This window comes from Nostoc sp. ChiSLP03a, assembly GCF_034531215.2.
In the GTDB taxonomy this organism is placed as follows: Bacteria; Cyanobacteriota; Cyanobacteriia; order Cyanobacteriales; family Nostocaceae; genus Nostoc.
In genome coordinates, this window is the sequence record NZ_JAVRBQ020000022.1 from 1 (window position 1) to 22,842 (window position 22,842).

Consider the following 22,842-nt stretch of genomic DNA (forward strand, 5'->3'; position numbering starts at 1 on the left):
GTGAGAAAGAAGATTTCATAGAATTCTTCCACAGCCAGCGTATCAGTATAATTTACTTAGATGAATTAGGCTCAACTGCATCCTTACCAATAGGCATTGCTACGATAAAATTAGTAATTGAAGACGAAGATACAGCCATTAACAGCGCCAAGGAATTAATCAACCGCACCCAGCAAGCATTAAATTTGCAACTTCCACAAAAACAATTATTAGAATTGATTGAGACAATCCTAGTTTATAAATTTCCCAAAATGAGTCGCAAGGAGATAGAAGCAATGTTTGGCTTAAGCGATTTAAAGCAAACGCGGGTTTACCAAGAAGGACGTTTAGAAGCAAAATTAGAAGCTGTACCTAAACTTTTAGCATTGGGTTTAACTGTAGAACAGATAGCGCAGGCCTTGGATTTAGATGTTGCACAAGTCCAGCAAGTAGAACAGCAAAAGCGATAACTTCTCTGCAAGACGCTACGCGTAGCTTGCTTCCCCGTAGGGGTACGTTAAGCTTTGCTAACGCCGGAATAATTGCCGCGATCGCACATTAATCAAGATTATCTGGGTTTATGCCAAGCGATGTCTAAAGTTACCTTAAGTTATAATCAGCAGTCCAACATTTAAAACAAATGAACTGGAAACTTGACGAAGCACAACAAAAACTGCCAGAGGTGATTGATACGATCGCATCAGAACCTCAATTAATCTTCAAGCAGGGCAAATTAGTTGCTGCGATCATAGAACCTAAACTTTTTCAAGCCTTCCTTGCTTGGCATCAGCAACAAAAAGTCTCTTCCTTCGCAGACGCTTTTGCAGAATTACGTCAAATCTGTGCTGAAGAAAATTATATTTTAGAAACTCCTGCACGATGTAGCGATCGCCCTATTCCATTTGCTGAGGAAAGTTAAAGAAATAAGGAAATAATCGAGAACATAAAAAACCCCGACTTGATAGCCGAGGTAAATGGGAGAAGTCCAAATGTCGATGGGATATTGCAAAACCGAAGTCTGTTTTTCTTAGTTAACACCCAACGCAACCAAAACTATATAGGTAATAGACAAGGTGCAATTTTAGCTATGCAGCTTACTCTAGGGCTTTACTAAGCTATGTAAATAAATATAACAAAAATATTACAAATGGTCAACTAGACTTGACAAACAAAGGCTGATATAATTTATAAGGAATACTTATCAAAACAGTACGTTCGGCAAATAAAACGGGTTACTGGGTGGATAGTGCAATGAAAACGAGAACCGATGTTTTGGGGAGTAGAAAAACTAAGGGATTAGCTGGACAATTCAGGGTAGGTAGAATTAAGCCAGAGATTTGAGAAGCTAGCTACTAGATCGCGAAAGTCTTTACAATTCCTTTGTTGACTCAAAAAGTATTTCTCGACCTATGACGAATCAAGCTCCTATCCCGGTTATTGTCAACGGTGCTGCCGGCAAAATGGGCCGTGAGGTGGTTAAGGCGGTGGCGCAAGCGCCTGACTTAAACCTAGTGGGTGCAATTGACTACAGTTTAGAACATCAAGATAAAGATGCCGGGGAGTTGGCGGGTTTAAGCGAACCTTTGGAAGTACCAATTACCAATCAATTAGAACCGATGTTGGGGTATGTGGCTGGTGACAGACAGTCTCCTCCAGGGGTGATTGTAGACTTTACCCATCCCGATTCAGTTTATGACAATATTCGCAGTGCGATCGCTTACGGTATTCGTCCTGTAGTCGGCACTACTGGGTTAAGTCCAGAACAAATTCAAGATTTGGCAGATTTTGCCGACAAAGCTAGCACTGGTTGCCTAATTATTCCTAATTTTTCCATTGGCATGATACTGTTGCAACAAGCCGCGATCGCAGCCTCAAAATATTTTGACCATGTGGAAATTATCGAACTGCATCACAATCAAAAAGCTGATGCTCCCAGCGGTACTGCCATTCAAACAGCGCAGTTATTAGGAGAATTGGGTAAAACTTTTAACCCTGCTCTTGTAGAAGAAACGGAAAAATTACCAGGAGCGAGGGGCAGTGTAGCAGATGAAGGAATTAGAATTCATAGCGTCCGCTTGCCGGGATTGATTGCCCACCAGGAAGTGATTTTTGGCGCAGCAGGACAGATTTATACTTTACGACATGATACGAGCGATCGCGCTTGTTATATGCCAGGAGTGCTACTAGCGATTCGCAAAGTCTTAGCGCTAAAGTCGTTAGTATATGGATTAGAAAAGATACTTTAAACTTACTATTGGGCATTCATTACTTAGCACTCATGTTAGTACCACTGACTCGCCAGAAATTTGAACAAGTTGTCCCCCTAATTGCCACTGGTTTGCAGTACAAGTACTACTGGGGGAAGTTCTCAAATTTTTTGCAACGGCTGTTAATTTCTGTAGTTGCGGTAGTTGTTATTTTGCTTGTAACAGTTATTTTCAAGCTTGAGTTTGCTTCAATAGTATTTGTGTTCGGGATAATTAGCGCTTTTTTTTGGCTGTGGTATCCAGTGTTTCAAGCAAGTATGCGGAATTTACAATGCCGCCGTTATAAATACGGCGGCTTTTTCCGTGGTCGAGTCCTAGATTGGTGGATTACAGACCAGTTGATAGGTAAAACCGAAACAGTCAACAACAAAGGCGAATTGGTGATTGTAGAAAACCGAGAAAAACAGATAAATTTAGAGATAGGTGATGATACAGGATTTAGCATTGAATTTGTAGCACCATTGCGTCCTGCCCACAAAGTTATTACTCGCGGTCAAATTGCAGAAATGGTAGTGATGTCCAATCGCCCAGATTTGAGTAGTATTGATGAATTTAGTGATATATACTTTCCCAATCGTGACCTGTGGGTTAGCGATTATCCTTATCTGCGGCGAGATTTCTTTAACGAAGTCGGTCGTCGCTTGCGCGAAGACCAACAACAAAAACCGCGTCGGCGGCGTCGTAGAGTAGAGGATTGAAGAAGTGATTAGATAGGCTTCTCTTTCAGAAACGTACAGATAGGATTTGTGTAAAAATAACCTGAACAATTTTTTTGTGAAAGCTAGATATATCAAGCTATTCCAAATAAATTTTGTACAACTTATTTTTACATGATGCCATAGACTTACGCCCTGCATTTAGGCAGCCACTTGCTCCACTTGGGGAAACCCCTTGGCGCTAGCCTCTCCCTTTGGGGCTACGGTGTACGCATATCTCTAAAAATCCTACCCATCCAATATTTCTGTTCAAGTGAAAGTCCCACACTGAGCAAATATCCCGCCCAGAACTAAAGTTCCGAGCTGATAGCTAAAGTCCTCTAAAAGAAGACTTTCGTTATAAGACTCGGAATTTATTCCGAGGCGGGATAGATACACTACACCAACACTTGTGTGTACACCGTAGCTCCTACCCTGAATTTCCTGCCTGATTGCTAACGAGAGCATCCCACTTTGATGAGTTTTCCTTGCAAGCGATAAGTCACTGTCCCGCAGGCAAAACCTGCCGACTTAGATTCTACATAAGGACGTGTCGGCGGATTTTGTTTATCTAACCGCGATTTCCAATTGCCAGATATTTTTTTTAGAGTGGGATACTTGCTTAAAAATTGTGAGCCTGCAACAATATCATGAGGCCCCTTAACATTTATTTTAGAGCTATTCATGTAGATATTATAATCATAAATAACGTTTTTATTTTTAGTCTTATTATTAATATTTTTTCCAGGAAAAGCATAAAGAATGTTCCTAAGGATTCTGACATCAGATGATGTATAAGCAAATATTTGCCCGCCATTAAGTTCTGGACTTTGATTATTTAAAACAGCTGTGTTATTTACAATATCAACATGCTCGCTTAAAAATGCATGAATACCCGACCCACCATTATTAAATGCAAGATTATTTTGAACTAAAGTGTATCCTTTATATGCATCCAATTTGGAGTTATTTTGATCGTTTCTAGAACTATCGATAATAATACCATTACCGTCTGTGATCTTTCCGACTGCAATCCAAGGGATGTACATACGATTGTTGTAGGTTTTGTTGTTAGTAACAAACATTTTGTATCCCCGCTTATTGTCAGAGTTCCAACTATTCAAAATTGAAATGCCACTGTTACCATAAACGCTATACCAGGCATTATCGAACACTTCGTTATTATTTATTGTCACATAATCCGATTGAATAGCGGAAATGCCTGCTCCTCCACACTTATGTACTTTGTTGTTGACAATACGTATATGGTGACTATGACCATTTGTTCGTCCATCCACACTGATGCAGTTTCCATTTGTTAGCGGGTTTTGTTTGTTAGTCTTCTGACTCATCGCATAATCAAGGGTTATATTGGCATTATTTCCTATTACCTCCAGCCCATTTATCTCGATATATGAAGCTTTATTTGAAATCGAGATACCGTTCCATGTATTGTGCTGAATTTTTGGGAAATGACCGGGATATGCTTTATACTTAATCCATGCATTTGCAGTTCCAGAACGTCTAATACTTACTGCACTACCAGCTTTTCTTAAATTTGTGTACACTCCGTTCATAATCAATACTGTATCGCCAGGGTTAGTCAGATTTGCTGCCTTTTGAATTGTTCTAAAGGCGGATGAAATAGAGAGTCCGCTATTTGTGTCATTTCCAACACCACTAACATAGTATGTTTTTGGAGTTGCCCTAATACTGATTAGCTGACGGTTGGATAAAATAATTTCCTTGTTAGTAGATACCTGACGAACGTTTTTAACTAAAGATACTTTTATTCCTTCTCCATCAGCCAAAAGACTTAATACCACAGGAATTGCAAGATATGCACTTAAATTGAAACCTTGAATTACCACAAGAAAAGGCTCCTTGAACGGCACGACTTCAGAAAAATATCAGCATATTCAATGATTGATGAATACTCTTTTGGATACAAAATATAATAATAGAGTCGATTTTCCTAGCTCCCCCGATTTCCATCTTGTCCATAGGCTTGCCAAGCTAAGTCTACCAACCCATCAACGATCGCAGCTGCTACAACTGCATTTCCTTTGCGGCCGTCAATTATAATGTGAGGTACTAGAGAGTCTTGTAAACGCTCCTTAGCTTCATCAACATTTACAAATCCCACTGGAGTTGCGATCGTTAAAGCAGGTCTAATTTCCTCAAGTTCAATTAAATCCAGCAGTGCAGTCAGGGCCGTTTGTGCTTGACCCACCACAAAAATTCCCTCTGGATAACGCTTTGCTAAGGTTTCTATTCCCCATGCTGCGCGAGTCTTTTCTTTTTGAGGGCGTGTGAGAGCTTCCATGCTGCAATACACTGGATTCGCAAAGGTATTTTGAATATCGTAGGCAATACCTACTTGTACCATCGGGACATCTACCACAATCGTGGTACGTGCGGCTAGCGCTGCTGCTCCAGCTTGCAAGGCACGCTCAGAAAAGCGAATCAAAGACTTATACTCAAAGTCAGCCGTAGCGTAGATTACCCGACGCACAATCTCATACTCTGCGGGTGAAAAGACATGATCGCCAATTTCACTATCAATGATTGCTAAACTTTGAGCATCAGTTACGTGCCATTCCATTTTTGTTGAGCTTCTCAAATATTAGCTTTCAGCTTATCAGCTTCAGAGAGTTAAGAGTTAGGAGTTAGGAGTTAGGAGTTATAAGTTAATTAAACTATTCACTCCTAACTACTCACTCATAACTCATTACTAGAAGAAGACCGATTGAAAATAGGAGATAGGTAGGCAACCAAGACGCCAATGAGAAACCCAGAGATATTGCGAACTAAAGGCAACCAGTCGCTTGTACGTGTCACAACTGGTCCAATGCCGAAGGCAATAAACAAGATTCCCCACAAAGGTGAGAAAATTAAAGCCCATTGCCAAGCAAAAACTTGTCCTTTTTGGCGGGGTTGAGCTGCAAATCCACAAATCACCCCACCAATAACTGAGGTAATCAAGGTGAGAATCCACTGCTCTCGTGGTAGTCCGGGGACAACATTACAACCCCCTTTGAGCAAACAGCCTTTAACCGATTCTAAGGCTTGTAGAATGGCTTGGTCTTCGCCTTGTTCGCGGACAAAATACAAATTACCGAAGCGAGTTTGCAGTTCTATCCAAAAAGTCCGGGGTAAAAGTTTATAAACAGCATCGCCGACGCTAAAACTGAGGATGTTACCGCCACGAGAATCGGCAACGAGTAGAATGCTTTTGTCATCCAAACCCCAATATTTGATCACCGCGCGACCTGGGGTGCGGTCATATTGGGTTAAGACTCGCAATTTCCAGCCTGTGTCGGCTTCAAACTGCTCTAAATCTTTGACAAGCTTTTCTTCTTGCAGTACAGGCAGAGATTTAGCTAAATCTACAACTGGGGTAAAGGTGTCAGGAAGTAACTCAGGATTGTCATAAGCCAATGCTGGGGGAGAATGCATCACCCAAATTGACCCAGCCAGGAAAAATATTGCAATAGATACTAGAATTCGTCGCCAAAAACAAGATTGCATGGACGTTTTTATACAAATATTAACGGTAAAAGCGAACAAGTTGTTTTAAAAGAGTACTAGAAAAATGATAGTCCTTTACACTTGTTTACTTTACTCTAATCTAGGGGATCAAAGCAAAAGGTTTTTGGGGAGTGTGGAAAATGTATAAAGCAAAACACGGATTTTGTCAACTAGTTAAAATAGTCAAAATATCCTTAATTAAAATGATAATCGTGTCTGGGGAGAGGGGAGGAGGCTAGAGACACTAGAATCATCCACCCTCTTTTTAATTATTATCGTCAAAGTTTTTAACAACTCAAAATTGACTAAGCCATAGCGGAGTTCCCCATACAATAAAAAGGGAATGATTAGAGGTGAGAGATGACTAACAAAGAATTATTAATCCAAGAAATAGAAACTTTACCGCCGGAGTTGCTAACAGAAGCACTCGATTTGATCCGTTCTATTAAGGTTAAATATACACAAAAGGAGTTAGAACCAGATACGCTTAAACTTATTCCTTTAAGGGATTCTACAGAAACTTTTACTGATAAAGAGCAACTTACATACCGTCCTGCTTCTGGACGCTCCATCCTTCGACACGCTGGTACTTGGGAAGGTGACGACTTTGAAGAATGCCTTCAAGCAGTATATGCTACTCGTAGTCAAGCTAAATTTGATGACGAAAACCTATTTGAATAATGTATTTACTTGATACAAATCATTGTAGTGCCATTATTTTAGGCGATCCCAATATTGTCCGTCGCGTGAACGAAGTTGGAGAAAATAATATTGCTACTTGCGTAATTGTCCAGCGTGAAATGACATTCATGATGGAAAAATCCCAACGTAAAGAAAATAATCTGGTTCGCTTGACAGAATTTTTAGAAGATATTCGTATATACCACATAACAGAAGAAACAGCAACATTTTACGGTCAAATTAAAGCAGCTTTATTCAAGAAATTTGCACCCAAAGATAAAAATAAGCAGCGAAAAACTAAAATTGTTGATTTAGGTTTTGATGAAAATGATATTTGGATAGCTGCTATTGCACTGCAAAATAATTTAACTGTTGTTTCTAGTGATACAAAAATTTGGGAACAAGCACATTTCTCCTAAAAAGACTGCTTCATTAAAATATGCTTCAGCCGCTTTCCCAAATTGGTCAATACAATGCCAAAGTTTATCCATAAACAAAAATCGCTTTTTTTAAGCTGATAAAATAGCAAGTTTTGACACCGCATAAGGAAGATAAGCAATGTCCCATGCTGTTTTTTTGATCAATCCTCGTCATCAAAATTGGTTTCCCAGTTAGCAGAGTCGTTGTAACCCTCATTAGTGCGATATACTTCCGTTTTTATCCGACGATTTTCTTGCCTTAGCACTTCTCGTTCTCGCAACGTTAGTGGTGGTTGTTCATTAGTTGGCAAGCGATCGCTCGTCCGCCTTACAGGTTTTTGGCGCGTGAAGTTTTTCCAAGCAGCTTTCGCGCCAATAAAAATGCTGCGCGTGCTTACTTGCAGATTTTGAGCCTGAATTCTTGCACTATCAAGGCTTTGATCTACTTGTTTCACAACCTGACTAGCACTTTTTACGCCCTCACTGACATCATCAGTTAAGTCAGTGATTTCTAAGCCAGTTACGCGGATGGCTTCTAGAGTGGGTGGTAACTCCCGCGACAGAGTATCAAATAGCTTTTCTGCACTGCGAGCCGCGCGTGCTAACTCCTGCAAAGCCGGTATCGCCGCCACTAAAACCGCAGTCAAGCTTGTGGCGACTAAAAGTAAGGAAAGTCCCAACCAAAACAGGGGTTCAATCACGGTTATGTCATTTATGAGCGTTCTAATTGCTGGGGAAGCGAATCTGAGTCTTTAACAGATGTTTGTCGCTTCAAGACTTGGCTTTCTCGCTGGCTGGCATCTACGCCTGCTGCGATCGCTTCCCGTAATCGATCTAAAGTCTCATCCCAGTTTCGTAGTGCGCTAGCAGAGAGACGATCTGCCTGAATTTGCACACTCACTGATAAATCTTCTGCCAATTCTGGGATAGCATTAGCAGATTTTTTCAAAATTTTACGCGTTTCGCGCCCTGTGCGTGGAGCCACGAGTAAACCAGTCAAAGCACCGATTGTAGCTCCCAGCATCAAACCGCCAAAAAATACTCCAGAACGGTTATTAGACATGTTATTGTTTCTCTCCTTACACCCATTTTAGGTGGGTTTTCTCCCCTTGTAAGACTCAACCGATTTTATTCAGTTAATCTATGGTGACAAAATATCAGCCAGAAATGTTGCTTTTATTCATTAATACTAAAAGCATTAATTACTTGTAATTCAAAACTCCCCGTATTTCCCAAAGTTTTGCTACCTCTGGTGGGCATCTTTTTGTGTTATGTCTTGGGTAGTTCCGTACCCTTCTACTGAAGGGACGCTCTTAATAACAAGCTTTGAGGGTATGGAAAGGGGAAGCGATGCCTGCGGCGGGCTATGCCTACGCCAGAAGCCAATGCACCCTATGGGATCTTACTACGGATCTTTCTCTTGTGTTCCCCGTCAGCCTTAATCATCAATGTTCATGTGAACCTGACATAACTCATTTTGCAACTGTTCTTTTCCGAGATATTAACTCTAGCTTCAGAAAATAACGCTGCCAGATTTGCTGCCCTAGCATAAGTAAACTGATAATTTGCCGCACTTGTTGAATTTGCATTTGTAGCGCTTGATTTCTCTGCCGTAAGTTATAAATATTCTGTTGGCTGAGATAAATATTTTCGGGTGCTTTATTCAGGGCTGCATTGGTACAACTTTCATAGGCGGTTAACCTATCTGCTATGTATGCTAGCTGGTGCTTAAGTTGCCACACCCGCCAAGCCACATAAATTAGTATCAGTGAAATCAGGGTGTTAATTATGACAACTAAAATTACCATTATTTATCTTGACCAATATTAGCTTTGAGGAATTGTTCTATATACTTGATTTGGCTCTTATTTAATTATCAAGAAACTAAAGGATAAAATTTATGGCACCAAGTACATCCTGAATTCTGGCAATAAAAAGTAGTTAGATAATGCTCTAAGCGATATTGAAAGGCTTTACTAGGTAAAAATTAGTGTAACAAAGGCTGATGGCTAAAAAATCGCCAATTTGCCAATTTTGTAACAATGATATGTCCACACCTCGCAAAACCACAGCTACAATTGCCTTAGATTCACGACTCGGTTTGCGAAATCAACCCGTATGCTCCATAAGCCCCATCATTACTACCTCCCATTCCTTAACCTAATAATCCTAGTCAATTTGCGAGCTTTGTGGGATGTAAGCACAATGGTATAGACCCTTCAACAGATGGTGAGAGAACTACACTACACTCCTTGGAGACTCCCCAGCATTGCCTTTATTATTGTGCTCCTACCTTTACCAGTTTTCCAGTCTGTCGTGTGCAGTTAACTAATATTTTGCCTGTAAAAACCTCACTAGTGGATCGCCAACCAAAAATTGCTGGGTGTGGACTTGGGAAACAGATAAGTGATAGAGGAGAAAGTCTCTTAATTCCTCTTCCCTTAACCTTTACCCTTTCTTTGCCGAAGGCTTCCCCCTCAGCCCTTAATCTCTTCCCCGCTGAAGACTTTCCCTTGGTATTTTACTAATACTTTACCAATAATGATTATCTTTTTTTATACATCCAGTAGGAGTTGAGGATGTCAAAAAAATCACCATTGAATAATTTCTTCCCAGTTATTCTTGCTGCCTTGACAATTGGATTTGTTGGATGTCGAAATCAAGCTGTAAGCACTACATTCACTCAGACTAACACCCAGGTAAATGAGAATCTTCCCCAAGTTGTAGCGACTACAAGCGTATTGTGTGACTTAACCAGGCAGATTGCTGGAAATACAGTTAACCTCACCTGCTTAATTTCCCCTACTGCCGACCCCCAATTTTATAAACCAAAACCGGAAGATCGTAAAGCCATTGAACAAGCTAATCTTATTCTTTATAATGGTTACAATTTTGAACCAAATCTGATCGAGTTAATTAAAGCGACTAAAAACCCCACACCAAAAATAGCCGTCGCTCAACTGGCAGTACCTAAGCCACAAAAATTTCAGGTAGATGATAAGAATATAACCGAGCCTCATGTTTGGCACAATACCAAAAATGCTATCAGAATGGTGGAGGTAATTAATAGTAATTTGAGAAAATTACAATCTAGTGATGCAGAGGCTTATAGCAGTAATACTAAAAAAATTACCAATGAACTCACTCAACTAGATAGCTGGATTAAGTCAAGAATTGCCAGTATTCCTACCAAAGAACGTAAGTTGGTTACAACCTCTGATGCACTAAGTTATTACGCCAAAGCATACCGTATTTCATTGACAGGAGGATTGCAAAGTATTAGTACTAAAGAAAAGCTGACAACCGAACGAGTCAATAATTTGGCTACCAACATCAAACGGGCTAAAGTATCAACAATTTTTGCTGAAGTGGAAATTAATCCTAATTTGATTCAATCTGTAGCCACAGAAGCTGAAGTGAACATTTCTGACAGAAAGCTGTACGCTGAGGGACTTGGTGAACCAGGAAGCGAAGCGGACACTTATCAGAAAATGATGATTGCCAATACACGCACAATTGTAGAAGGATTAGGAGGTACATATTTGATGTTTGAAAGAAAAGCTGCTAGGTAGTCAGAACATCAATTTAGTAATCCCAGAAACCAGGTTTTTTGAGATTTCATAAAACTTGGTTTATTTAATAGTAGTAGCACAGCAAGCTTAATTTATTGGGTTGAGTAATTCTGTTATAGCAAAGGGCTGGGGACTGGGTGAAAAGCCTTTTTGTGTCTAAATTTTATCATCTGTTAATGTCCTAACCTTTTTGGCTGTTGCTATAATGATTAAATTTTAGTTTTCGTAAGTTTTTGAAACCCAACATTTTAAGCATATCGCGCTACTACGTTGACCAAAGAAAAAAGGATACAAGCCCCTGAATTTATTTATGGAAAAGAAAAAATGCGAAGCAACAACATTAATTTAAGCCCTTAGATTTATCCGTGGGGTCTTCAATTTTGAATTTTGAATTTTGAATTCCCCGCAGGGTTTGACTCACCATCCCCAAGTACCAGGAGCGCCTTTAAATGGCCCAACAATATCGCTGGTTATCCAACCGCCGTAGAAGTTACCTGGTTGTGGTTGCACCTCTTCGCCATTAACGTAGCATTTATCCATTAGATGAGCATAAAAAGCTACATAGTCCTTGATAGATTCAAAGACAGGTGTGGGTTTGGGGTAGAACCAGGCAGCATTATGGACTTGTTTATCGCTAACTCGGATTGTGTAGTAATCAGCACTTCCCTTCCACTCACAAAAGCTAGATTGCGGAGTCATCTGTAGATATTCCATTTTGATATCTGCTGGGGGAATGTAGTAAGAAGGAGGATGACTGGTTTCTAAAACACGTTTGGCGCTGTGAGTATCTACAATTACTACTCCGTTAAAGATTATTTGGATATGTTTGGTTGTGTCCTCCAAAAGAGGAGGACGGGGATAATCCCAAACTGATTCTTGTCCGGGAGCGGGTTCGATGCGTTGAAAATTAACCATCATCAAGAGTATTGAGTGCTGAAAGAGGAAAAAATACTTAGTACTAATGTACTTAGTAAAGCAGCAACTCTCCTTGTGAAGTCACTGCGATTTTTTAACTTAACCCTCTTCATCGTACCTGTTTAAGAGCATCAACTTGCTTGGTAAACATTTCAGTGAATAAACTAAGCACAGTCCGTTCTTCGCGCACTTTTATATTGGCACTGATAGACATACCTGATTGCAAGTTAACTTTTTTATCCTTAATCACTAGGGATTGTTTATCTAATGAGACTTTTGCCGGAAACCTGTAAAACTGATGGGTTTGATCTGGCGGTAATGCGTCTGAACCTATCTCAGTCACTTTTCCCTTAATATCGCCAAACTCGCTGTAAGGAAAGGAGTCAATTCTGACATCTACTTTCATACCTTTTCGCACAAATCCAATGTCTTTGTTAGTGATAAAAACTTCAGCAATATAGTTTTCTTTAGGGACAATTTGCAACAGTTTTGTAGTTGGAGTTGCGACAAATCCAGGATTTTTTGCTTGCAAATCGAAAACTGTTCCAGCTACAGGTGCGCGCAGTTCTTGATATTTAACGTTTAACTGTGATTGAGATATTTTACTATTGACATCTGCCAAACGCTGCTCATTTTCCAGCACAACTTTCATGAATTGGCTATCGATTGTAGCAATCTGTTGTTTGTTCTGAGCTATCTTATCCAAAATGTTTTTATCAGAAACAGCCACCGTATTGCTTAACTCTTGTTGTCCTTTTTCTATATCAAACTGGAGGCGTTTCAGTTCCTCACCTAGTTGCGCTACTTCTGCGGTGCGGTTTTGAACTTCTTGTTGCTGATTGAGATACTGAAGTTGAGAAATCCCACCTTCTTCTGCTAATATCTTCAGCTTATTTAAAATCCCCTCTTGAATAGCTAAACTTGATTTACTATCTTCCAGCTTAATTTGATTTTGAATCAGTTGTTTTTTGATCTTTTCTACTTCTAATCGCGCTGCTGAGGAGCGAGAGTCTAATTCTTGTTTAGCAACTCGTAGAAGTTGCTGTTCATCAATTCCTACTCCAGAATCTTGACCAGAATTTTTTAATTGAGTGCGGAATAATTCATTTTCTGCTACTAATGCTGCCCGACTTTTCAAAAGAAAAGCAGTTTCTTGTGGCAAATTACCGCGCAAATATAACAGTTCCGAGCCATTGGCAGTACTTGCATTCATCAATCGCCGATAAATCTGGTTTTCTTTCATTAATGCAAGGCGAATTTTATTCAAAGAATTTAATTCGGCAACAGAGGCTATGGAATCAAAAGTTAGCAGTAAATCACCTGGCTTTACTTCTTGTCCATCTTTTACATTAACTGTTTTCACTACTCCACTCACAGGAGCTTGAACTTCTTTGACTGTTCCTTGAGGTTTTAATTGTCCGGTTGCTGGCACTACTTGCTCAATTTTTGCAAAATAAGTCCAACCAATACCAAAGCAGGCTAGCCCCACCAGTGTAATCATGATTGTACGCGACCAAATTGGAGATTGGCGCAAGACAATAGATTGCTCAAATTCCAGATTGTTTAAGTGAGTTAAAGACTCTTGAGCAGCTTTTTGTTGTTTTGTGAGTACGTGTGAATCGTGCTTCACTCCATTTTTATGATTGCCGTTTTTGTGATTGCCGTTGAGGTGATTTCCATTAAGTTGAGTCATAACGATTTTGGGTTTTGGACTTGTCGTGAGCGTTCAGTCGAACGATTTTGAATTTTTTGTGGGTTGGGCAATGTTTCCCGATGCCAAAAACCTTTGCCCTCAAGAATGACTAATTACAAGTTTACATCTTGTTGCTGATACAGGTAATAATAATGACCCTTAGTAGCCATTAATTCTTGATGGCTACCTTGTTCTATAACCCTGCTGTTATCCATCACAACAATCATATCTGCATTACTGACAGTATTCAGTCGGTGGGTAATAAAAAATACTGTATCGCCCTTGAATGCTTTGGCTAAATTGAGACATATTTGCCGTTCTGTGGGATAGTCTAATGCGCTAGTTGCTTCGTCTAAAACTAATAATTTTGGTCGTTGTAAAACTGAACGAGCGATCGCAATTCTTTGTCGTTGTCCACCTGAAAGTGCAGAACCCCGTTCTCCTACCCGCGTGTTGTAACCGTTTGGTAAGTTCATGATAAACTCGTGGGCGCAAGCAACCTGAGCCGCTTCGATAATTTCTTCGGTTGTAGCATCGGGATTGGTTAGGGCAATATTTTCTTGAACGCTGCCGTCAAACAATAATGTTTCTTGGGGAACTACGCCAATTTGTCGTCGCAACGAATAAAGTTCTACTTTGGCGATATCATAACCATCAATCAAAATTCTGCCAGACTCAGTTTCGTAAAGTCTCAGCAGTAATTTCATCATCGTACTTTTACCAGACCCACTTTGTCCGACAATGCCGATAAATTTACCTGGCGCAAATTCTAGGTTGACATTAGAAAGTTGCAGAGGGCCACTTGTGCCAAACCGGAAGGAAACATTTTCATATTTCACTGCTCCCTTGATTGAAGGTAAAGGTATATTGTAGCGGTCTGTTTCTGCTTCTTGTGGGGTATCAACAATATCGCTTAAACGCTCTAGAGACAAAGCAGTTTCTTGGAAGCTTTGCCAGAGTTGAGCTAAACGTAATATTGGGCTGGTGACATAACCCGATATAATCCTAAAGGCAATTAATTCGCCTAAAGTTAATTGTTGTTGCAGTACTAAATAAGCTCCTACCCATAAAACTAGTAAGCTGCTGAGTTTGTTGAGAAAGTTGCTAGTAGAATTGGCGAGGGTAGAAGTCACAACTGTTTTAAAACCAGCGGCGACAAATCGGGCGTAACGCTCTTGCCAAGAAAAGCGCGATCGCAATTCGATATTTTGCGCTTTTACTGTTTGAATTCCTGACATCACCTCCACTAAATAAGATTGAGTTTCGGCGTTGCGTTCGGCTTTAGCACGTAACTGTCTGCTAATGGTGGGAGAAGCAATTAAGGTGATAATCACAAATATTGGAATTGTGCTTAAGCCGACTAACGTGAGTTGCCAACTATAAATCAGCATCACACCGATATAGACCAGCGAAAACAAAGCATCTAATCCAACTGTTAAAGCAGTACCCGTGAGGAATTGGCGGATATTTTCTAGTTCGTTGATGCGAGTGGAAAGTTCACCCACCGGTCGGCGTTCAAAATAGCGCAGTGGTAGACGTAGTAAGTGGTCAATGATTTGCGACCCTAAACCCATATCGATCCGATTAGTGGTATCGACAAATAAGTAGGTTCGTAAGGTAGTCAACACTGCTTCAAATAGTCCGACTACTAAGAGCAAAATCCCCAAAATATGTAGTGTGCCAATACTATTTTGAGTGATAACTTTGTCGATAATTAACTGAACGACTAGCGGATTTGCCAACGCTGCCAACTGCACGAAAAAGGAAGCGATAAAGACCTCTATTAGGACTCGACGGTGCTTTGATAAATAGGGCAGAAACCACCGTAAACTAAAGCGTTCTTGGGGTGTTTGATTGGTCGCAGTCAGCAGTAATACCCTAACTTTGGGCGGAAAATCAGTTGGATCGACATCTAATTGTTCAACCAATTGAGCAGGTTTACAGCGCACAATTCCTTTGGATGGAACACCCACAACCACGGTATTGGCATCTACTTGGTATAAAACGGCAAAATTATCACCGTAGCGAATTAGCGCAGGTGTCGGAATGCGCGTGACTGAAGCGACTGGTAACTCTATCAACTGCGCCTTCAGTCCAATTAACTCTGCCAGGTAAGCAGTAACTTGAAACGATATAGTCCCTTGACGTTTGATTTGCTCAGTTAAGATGCGGCGAACCACCTCGCGACGAAACGGCATTTCTAGGTGCTTCGCGATCATTTGGAAGCAGGCGAAGGTTGAATTTAATTCTCCTTTACCGCCAAAAAATGGGTATTTTTGTTTTGACGAATTCTTTGAGTTTTGGGGGGCTGGTTGTGGAACTATTTCGTCTGATGCGTAGGGAATAATATCTAAGTCGTCAGCGCTATCTGTATCTACTCTGGTTTCTGTTATTGCAAGTTCTATCTCATGACTATCTTCTAAGATCAAATCTGACGGATGTATACCAAGCAAGCGTGCGGGGTTTTGACCGATAACCTGAATCTTGTCTCTGTCATCGTCTGAGTCTAGGCGATCGCCAGGTGAGAAATTCGTGACTGTACCACCACCACTCACAAACCAAACGCTTTTGCTATCCAGTTGGTGGAAGGGAGTTTTTCCAGAAGGGAGATAATGTATTTTTGCCTGGGGTAAGGCTTTTTCTGTCAGTTCTCTGAGATTTAAGGTAGCGATCGCTTGCTTTTGCCAATAGGAAGCGAGAATATCGAAAACTTCTACCAAATAACTGCGGTTCTTGCGAGCTTCGGCAAAAGCTGGGTATGAAGCCAGAAAGCTAAAATATGCTGATGCACTCAAGGTTAAACATACTACTTCGGTGGAAGCGATCGCTGTTTCACAGGCGACATCGCGTAACAAACCAATTTCGCCGATAATTTCCCCTGGTTGTAGTAATTTTAGGGTAATTGGCAATTGCGTCTGAGGATCGTATCCCAACAAGCGCACTTGTCCCTCATAAATGATCGTGATGCGTTCCGGAAGACTTTCTTTACCGATGATTTTCTGGCCTATGCGATAGCGCCAGGCTTGCAGTTGTTCTGATAGATTAGCGATCGCTCCATCTGGCAACTGCTCAAACCCCTCTAGGGCGGTGAGAAATTCGGGAAAAGTGTTCTTAATATAAGTCATATAAAACAAGTTAAAGTGAGGAATTAAGTCGAAAATATTAGGGAGTATTTCTTTTACTAACAGTGGCAGTGTTTGGTTTTATGCCAGCAGTAACAATACTTCTGGGGGATTTAGGTGTTTAAATGTGTCAAAGCACAGAGAGCAAGTTCGTTTAATTGCAGACCTGTATTTTTATCACAGGGTGACGATTGTTATGCGTTTTTCCAAATCAAGCATACTGTAAATAGATCGAGGACAAGTTATCACTTGGTTAACGCTAAGTAGGTAGGCGTAAATATTTGTCATTGGGATAAGGCAGGAGGCAGGTGGTCACTGAGCGTAGTCGTTGGCGCAGCCTCTCCGATAGGAGAAGTGAGGCAGAAGGCAGGAGGGAAGAGGATTTTAGCCTCGTTCATTTTTGTTAATATAGTTTGGTTTTATTTTGCCGACCTACTTATATAATTTATACAAAATTAAAATTAATATCTTAGTATTGCAACTATACAAGATGGATACTCATTATCAAACCAAAACACATAAAAGTAGTTGTTAAATTTAGGTTGCCTATTTTACTTTGTGATAGTCAACATGAAAATATCACAGATGCTTTCCTAAGTAAATATCCTAGTTAAAATTATGTAATAAAAAAACTTTAAATTTCTGAATGATTTTTGACAAATTCTTGAATACAGGGATTGACAATATTACTAATGGCGAAAGACAAAAGCTTTCCTCGTTAAAAACCACCTATACCCTAATTATGAAATAGTTCTCCATCACTTTTTTGCTAGCTTAATTTAATAAAAATTAACTTGAAAAGGAAAGAGGAAGACTCTTTGTCACTCTAGAGGAATCAACTATTAAATTTATGAAGGAAAGACAACAAGTGCCTTCAGTAAATTTACTAGTTTAATTAATAGCGAGTCCATCTAATTGCTATGTACAAAACAACCTCACCCCGCAACCGGGATGAAGTTGTTCGATTTTACTAAGTAATTACTAGTATTTGATACTAGGCAAGATTGGCCCTCAAATTGACCTGCACAATTACATCGTTGTAATCTTTGTCACCACCATTTGGTAAATCCTCAAAACCAAAGGTGTTATTTCCCAATAGTCGAATGTGATCTACCTTATCTGAATTAGCACCTAAAAATGTGAAGTAAACATTCTTATTGCCATTGCCACTGAGAATCGCATCGGGTCTGCCATCCACAATAATAAATGGTGCAAACAAAGAATTCGGATCAAAAGTGCCAGTGTAATTTGCACTGCCTTGGTTGCCTACCGTCAAGTCAATGCCTGCAACACGCCCACGCACAGCAGCTTCGGCGTAGCCAGCCTGACCAACGAGAATATCTGCCGTGCCATCGCCATTGGTGTCAATACCACCATTTTCATCAGCCACCTGATAAAAGCCGACAAAGTTATTGTAAGATGCCTCTCTGTTGACTTGAAACTCAGCTGTTACCGATTGTGTCACACTCCGTAAATCAATCAGTTCGCCTTGATATTCGCCTTGCAGACCAGTACCTAAAGATACCTCTTGATTGGTTGGCTGAATATCCACTACCAAATTCTGAAAATTAAGAGAAAATCCTTGAGCTTCTATGTTGTTATTTGTACCTGAGGAAAAAAGCACACTTGAGAAGGGGGTTTTTCCAGACACTACAGCTTGAGTAGTACTGTTGGATACTAGATAAAATCTGAGTTTAGTATCAGAGTTGAATTCTAATATGTTTTTCAGGTCGGCGGGATTAAAACCATTAGGCAAATTGGCAAGAGTAGAGAAAACCACCTTTGAACGCAAAAGAGCCGCTTGTGTATAGCCTTCTGCACCAGGGGCTATGCCGTTAATCCTACCTTCTTCATCGTCAACAGTAAATACATTTAGTTCATTCACCTCTTTAGAGGTGTTGTTTTTAATCTTGACTGAGAGTTTTGCTTTATCATCTTTAATGTTCAGCTTAGTCTTGACACTAAAGATATCGCCTGTAATTGTCACTAGAGGAGTATTGTCAGCAACCGTAAGTTGAAACACATCACTGGCTTCCTCTCCAGCAATATCCTTAGCTGTGACTTTGATATTCAAACTACCTACGTCCTCATTCTCAGGAGTACCACTGAAGGTAAAGGTAGTAGGATTGAAGTTCAACCAAGTGGGTAATAGCTCATCATTTTCCAGGGTTGCAGTGTAGGTGAGGATGTCTCCAACATCCGCATCAGTAAAGGTGTCATTTGGGACGGTAAAGTTAAAGAGTGTGTCTTCAGTGACTTGCTGATCTGCAATTTCTTTTACTAAGACTGGAGGATCGTTGACATTATTAATCGTGATTTTAAACACATCACTGGCTTGCTCTCCTGCAAAATCTTGAGCGGTAACTTTGATGTTTATACTACCTACATCTTCATTTTCAGGAGTGCCACTGAAAGTCCTGGTAGCAGCATCGAACTTTAACCCATTCGGCAAAGGCGTATCGTCGGGCAGAGTTGCAGTGTAGGTAAGGGTATCTCCGACATCTGGGTCAGTGAAAGTGTCATCTGGTACAGTGAAGCTGAAGAAAATACCTTGGGTGGCTTGTTGGTCTGCGATCGCCTTGGACAAGACTGGAGGAGTATCAACAGTAAGTTTAAACACATCACTGGCTGTTTCTCCATCAATATCCTTAGCGGTAACTTTGATGTTTAGACTACCTACGTCCCCATTATCGGGAGTACCACTGAAAGTCTTGGTAGCAGCATTGAAATTCAACCCTGTCGGCAAAGGCGTATCGTTGTCCAGAGTTGCAGTGTAGGTAAGGCTATCTCCAACATCTGGATCGGTGAAAATGTCATCTGGTACAGTGAAGCTGAAGAGAATACCTGGGGTGGCTTTTTGGTCTGCGATCGCCTTAGATAAGACTGGAGCAGTTAGTACTGAAGCGTAAACTGCCATTACTTCTGGCTGAAATGCCAGAGTAGGAACAATTGCCCCCGTAGAAACTTCCAGTTCCCAGTCACCACCTAATGCAGTACTCCCCGTTAAGTTATCAGACGCCGCTACTACTGCACCTGTGAATTCACTCAGGCGCTGTACAAATGCTTTACCTTGCTCTGTTTGCCCAACTTCGCAACCATACAATAGTAGTTGTGCATCTGCACTCAAAACATTTGCCCAGTCCATGAGTTGCCAAGCATAATGGTTGAGGGTTTCGTAGCTGAGTTGACTGTTCCCCAGGTAGACTTGCCCTGGTGCGCCGTGAGAAACAATGTGTAGAGTATTGATTTCCCGATGAGTTGCCAGCACTTGGCTAATTTGTTCAATGCCATTCTGGTCAGGATCTAAGACTACAACAGAGGTATTCGGCAATACACCTGCTACTAGACATTGGTAGTTTTCAACCTGTGGGTCGATGAAAACTAGGTGAGTAGCAGGTATTTGCTCATACAAGTCTTGAGTTGATTGGGTAGCGATCGCGATCGGGATGGTGTCTGACATAATTACTACTTATTAATTAATAGTTTTTTCGTTGCAGCCATTGCGTGCTATATCCTGGAAATCACGTAGAAGCAGGATTTTTTTGGCATAGCCAAGGAGTCAATTATTAAACTGATATAAGAATCATATTTGATATCTGAACAATATTTTAGATAAAATCCCGATCAAATCGGCTTTTCAGTCTCAGGATGTTTTCAATAATTAAATCGGAATCCTAATATAAATATAAAAAGCTAATGGTAAACTTCAGTAAATATACTGCCTAAACCTTGGGATCGATATTACCATACCATCAATAATAATAAATGGCGCAAACAGAGAATCAGCTTTGAAAGTCGCGGTGTAATGAACTGTCTTTTGGTTATTCACCGTCAAAAAATGCCTTTAACACGCTGATGCACAGGTTTAGGACTGATGCAAAGGTTTTATTGGCGATCGCATTTATACATATATGAGTCCATGTAACTCGCTATACAAAAAAGAACCTCATCCCGCAACCGGGATGAGGTTGTATTATTTTTCTAAGTAATTACTCGCCTTCGCTCTAGGCAAGATTGACACTCAAATTGATCTGCACAATCATATCGTTGTAATCTTTATCACCACCATTGGCTAAATCTTCAAAACCAAAGGTGTTATTTCCCAACAGTCGAATGTGATCTAGCTTATCTGAGTTAGCACCCAAAAATGAGAAGTAAATCTTTGGATCGTTCTTGGCATTATTATCGAGAAACTTATCCGCTTTACCATTGATAATAATAAAGGGTGCAAATAGCGAATCAGTTCCAAAAGTGCTGGTAGATGTTGCCGAACTTTGATTGCTCACCGTCAAGTCAACGCCTGTAACACGCCCACGCACAGCGGCTTCGGCATAACCTGCTTGTCCAACGAGAATATCTGCTTTACCATCGCTATTGGTGTCAATGCCACCATTTTCATCAGCCACCCGATAAAAACCGACAAAGTTGTTCAATGCAGCTTCTCTATAAACTTTAAAGTCAGCCTTTACCGATTTTCCTACACCCCGTAAATCAATCAGTTCGCCTTCCTTTTTGCCTTGCAAATTTGTACCCAAAGATATTTCTTGATTTGTTGCCTGAACCGTTACAGCGAAATCTTGGAAATTGAGAGAAAAGCCTTCCTCTCCTGTGTTGGTATTTGTGGCTGAGGAAAAAACGACACTTGAAAAAGATGCTTTTCCAGACAGTACAGCCTGAGTAGTACTGTTGGATACGCTATAGAATCGGAGTTTGGTATCAGAGTCAAATTCTAAGACGTTATTCACATCGTCATGCTTGAAACCCTTGGGCATATTAGCAAGGGAGAAGAAAATCACCCTGGAGCGTAAAAGAGCAGCTTGTGTATAGCCTTCTGCACCAGGAGCTATGCCATCAATCTTACCTTCATCATCATCAACATTAAATACACACAGCTCATTCACCTCTTTAAAAGTGCTGGTTTTAATTTTGATGGATATTTTTGCTTTATTGCCTTTAGTCTTCAGCTTAGTCTTGACACTAAAGATATCGCCTGTAATTAATGTGAATAGAGTAGTAGGAGTATTTTTATCGGCAACTCCAAGCGTAAATATATCACTAGCTTCCTCTCCAGTAATATCTTTAGCAGTGACTTTGATGTTTAGATTACCTACATCCTTTTTTGTCGGAGTCCCACTGAAAGTAAGGGTAGCAGGATCGAACTTTAACCAAGTAGGCAGTAGGTCATCATTTTCTAGAGTTGCAGTGTAAGTCAGGGTATCTTCAACATCTGCATCGCTAAAGGTGTCAACTGGAAGGGTGAAGTTGAAGACACTATCTTCAGTGGTTTCTTGGTCAATAATTTCATTTGTCACCTCTGGCGCATGATTCAAAGGCGCACTAAACACCGCCACCGCTGAGTCATCATATCCAGCAGTATAAAGGTATTTGCCATCGGAGCTGAGAGTTACAGAAGCCGCACCACCAAGTCCATCGACACCATCTGTATCATCTTTTTGAACTTCTACAAAACTTAGTTTGCCTGTGGTTATATCCCGCTCAAACACAGCTATAGCCGAGTCATCATATCCAGCAGCATAGAGGAATTTTCCATCGGGGCTGACAGTGACAGAATAGATACCACCAAGCCCATCGACACTACTGATACTATCTTTTTGAACTTCTACAAAATTCAGTGCGCCTGTGGTTGTATCTCGCTCAAACACAGCTACAGCCGAGTCCTCATATCCAGCAGCATAGAGGAATTTTCCATCGGGGCTGACGGTGAGGGATTTAGCACCACCAAGCCCATCGACACCATTTGTATTATCTTGTTGAACTTCTACAAAATTCAGTGCGCCTGTCGTTATATCCCGCTCAAATACCGCTACTGTGATTTGAACGATAATTTAGCCAAACGGTCACGAAATACTTCAGAAGCACTTAGGACAAGATATACTTCATACTTGAGACATGAGTTGTAAGAATGATAATCGTATAGTTAGGGGGAGACAAGGGTGAGCAAGGCTCA

General features: G+C 40.6%; 18 protein-coding genes. 7 read left to right on the forward strand and 11 right to left on the reverse strand.

Going from position 1 to position 22,842, the window contains the following annotated elements; all coding sequences use genetic code 11:
- The 4 genes from RMY32_RS02740 to RMY32_RS02755 all read left to right on the forward strand — a co-directional run.
- Positions 1-449: Rpn family recombination-promoting nuclease/putative transposase (locus RMY32_RS02740; RefSeq protein ID WP_322709297.1), on the forward strand; the 449-nt coding region annotated here is incomplete at its 5' end.
- Positions 450-619: 170 nt separating this feature from the next.
- A complete protein-coding gene (locus tag RMY32_RS02745) occupies positions 620-898 on the forward strand; it encodes a prevent-host-death protein (protein WP_322709298.1) in 279 nt (92 codons plus the stop codon).
- Positions 899-1,388: 490 nt separating this feature from the next.
- Positions 1,389-2,225: a 4-hydroxy-tetrahydrodipicolinate reductase gene (gene dapB, locus RMY32_RS02750; RefSeq protein WP_322709299.1), complete on the forward strand. Its 837-nt coding sequence runs from the start codon at positions 1,389-1,391 to the stop codon at positions 2,223-2,225.
- Between the two features lie 32 nt (positions 2,226-2,257).
- Positions 2,258-2,944 carry a phosphate ABC transporter permease gene (locus RMY32_RS02755; protein WP_322709300.1) on the forward strand — a complete coding sequence of 229 codons (687 nt, stop codon included), beginning with the start codon at positions 2,258-2,260 and terminating at the stop codon, positions 2,942-2,944.
- A 452-nt stretch (positions 2,945-3,396) separates the two neighbouring features.
- Here RMY32_RS02755 and RMY32_RS02760 read toward each other — a convergent pair whose 3' ends face one another.
- The 3 genes from RMY32_RS02760 to RMY32_RS02770 form a co-directional block, all read right to left on the reverse strand.
- Positions 3,397-4,812, reverse strand: coding sequence for a right-handed parallel beta-helix repeat-containing protein (locus RMY32_RS02760; protein WP_322709301.1), 1,416 nt, complete (start codon positions 4,810-4,812; stop codon positions 3,397-3,399).
- A 104-nt stretch (positions 4,813-4,916) separates the two neighbouring features.
- Positions 4,917-5,546 carry a precorrin-8X methylmutase gene (locus RMY32_RS02765; protein ID WP_322673522.1) on the reverse strand — a complete coding sequence of 210 codons (630 nt, stop codon included), beginning with the start codon at positions 5,544-5,546 and terminating at the stop codon, positions 4,917-4,919.
- Positions 5,547-5,662: 116 nt separating this feature from the next.
- Positions 5,663-6,472 carry a TPM domain-containing protein gene (locus tag RMY32_RS02770; protein WP_322709302.1) on the reverse strand — a complete coding sequence of 270 codons (810 nt, stop codon included), beginning with the start codon at positions 6,470-6,472 and terminating at the stop codon, positions 5,663-5,665.
- 360 nt (positions 6,473-6,832) lie between these two features.
- On the opposite strand from RMY32_RS02770, the gene RMY32_RS02775 reads away from it, so the two are divergent.
- Complete coding sequence (locus tag RMY32_RS02775) at positions 6,833-7,153, forward strand: DUF2281 domain-containing protein (protein WP_322709303.1); 321 nt, start codon at positions 6,833-6,835, stop codon at positions 7,151-7,153.
- On the forward strand, positions 7,153-7,572 hold the full coding sequence (locus RMY32_RS02780; RefSeq protein WP_322709304.1) for a type II toxin-antitoxin system VapC family toxin: 420 nt from the start codon (positions 7,153-7,155) through the stop codon (positions 7,570-7,572). Before RMY32_RS02775 ends, RMY32_RS02780 begins: the two co-directional genes overlap by 1 nt.
- Positions 7,573-7,733: 161 nt before the next feature.
- On the opposite strand, the gene RMY32_RS02785 is transcribed toward RMY32_RS02780, so the two are convergent.
- From RMY32_RS02785 to RMY32_RS02795, 3 genes are all read right to left on the reverse strand, one after another.
- Complete coding sequence (locus tag RMY32_RS02785; protein WP_322709305.1) at positions 7,734-8,273, reverse strand: DUF948 domain-containing protein; 540 nt, start codon at positions 8,271-8,273, stop codon at positions 7,734-7,736.
- A gap of 11 nt (positions 8,274-8,284) precedes the next feature.
- Positions 8,285-8,635 (reverse strand): YtxH domain-containing protein, encoded by a 351-nt coding sequence (locus RMY32_RS02790; protein WP_322696516.1) that lies wholly within the window; start codon positions 8,633-8,635, stop codon positions 8,285-8,287.
- Between the two features lie 409 nt (positions 8,636-9,044).
- Positions 9,045-9,380: a hypothetical protein gene (locus RMY32_RS02795; protein ID WP_322709306.1), complete on the reverse strand. Its 336-nt coding sequence runs from the start codon at positions 9,378-9,380 to the stop codon at positions 9,045-9,047.
- Between the two features lie 771 nt (positions 9,381-10,151).
- Here RMY32_RS02795 and RMY32_RS02800 point away from each other — a divergent pair.
- Positions 10,152-11,144, forward strand: a complete 993-nt coding sequence (locus tag RMY32_RS02800) for a metal ABC transporter solute-binding protein, Zn/Mn family (protein ID WP_322709307.1) — start codon at positions 10,152-10,154, stop codon at positions 11,142-11,144.
- 417 nt (positions 11,145-11,561) lie between these two features.
- Here the strand turns inward: RMY32_RS02800 and RMY32_RS02805 are convergent, their stop codons facing one another.
- The 5 genes from RMY32_RS02805 to RMY32_RS02825 form a co-directional block, all read right to left on the reverse strand.
- Entirely contained in the window at positions 11,562-12,059 is a 498-nt protein-coding gene (locus RMY32_RS02805; RefSeq protein ID WP_322709311.1) for a DUF427 domain-containing protein, read from the reverse strand.
- A 109-nt stretch (positions 12,060-12,168) separates the two neighbouring features.
- Positions 12,169-13,752 carry an HlyD family efflux transporter periplasmic adaptor subunit gene (locus tag RMY32_RS02810; protein ID WP_322709308.1) on the reverse strand — a complete coding sequence of 528 codons (1,584 nt, stop codon included), beginning with the start codon at positions 13,750-13,752 and terminating at the stop codon, positions 12,169-12,171.
- A 113-nt stretch (positions 13,753-13,865) separates the two neighbouring features.
- Entirely contained in the window at positions 13,866-16,877 is a 3,012-nt protein-coding gene (locus RMY32_RS02815; protein ID WP_322709309.1) for a peptidase domain-containing ABC transporter, read from the reverse strand.
- A gap of 991 nt (positions 16,878-17,868) precedes the next feature.
- Positions 17,869-20,334, reverse strand: a complete 2,466-nt coding sequence (locus tag RMY32_RS02820; protein WP_322709310.1) for a putative Ig domain-containing protein — start codon at positions 20,332-20,334, stop codon at positions 17,869-17,871.
- A 544-nt stretch (positions 20,335-20,878) separates the two neighbouring features.
- On the reverse strand, positions 20,879-22,720 hold the full coding sequence (locus RMY32_RS02825) for a putative Ig domain-containing protein (protein ID WP_322709312.1): 1,842 nt from the start codon (positions 22,718-22,720) through the stop codon (positions 20,879-20,881).
- Positions 22,721-22,842: the final 122 nt, after the last annotated feature.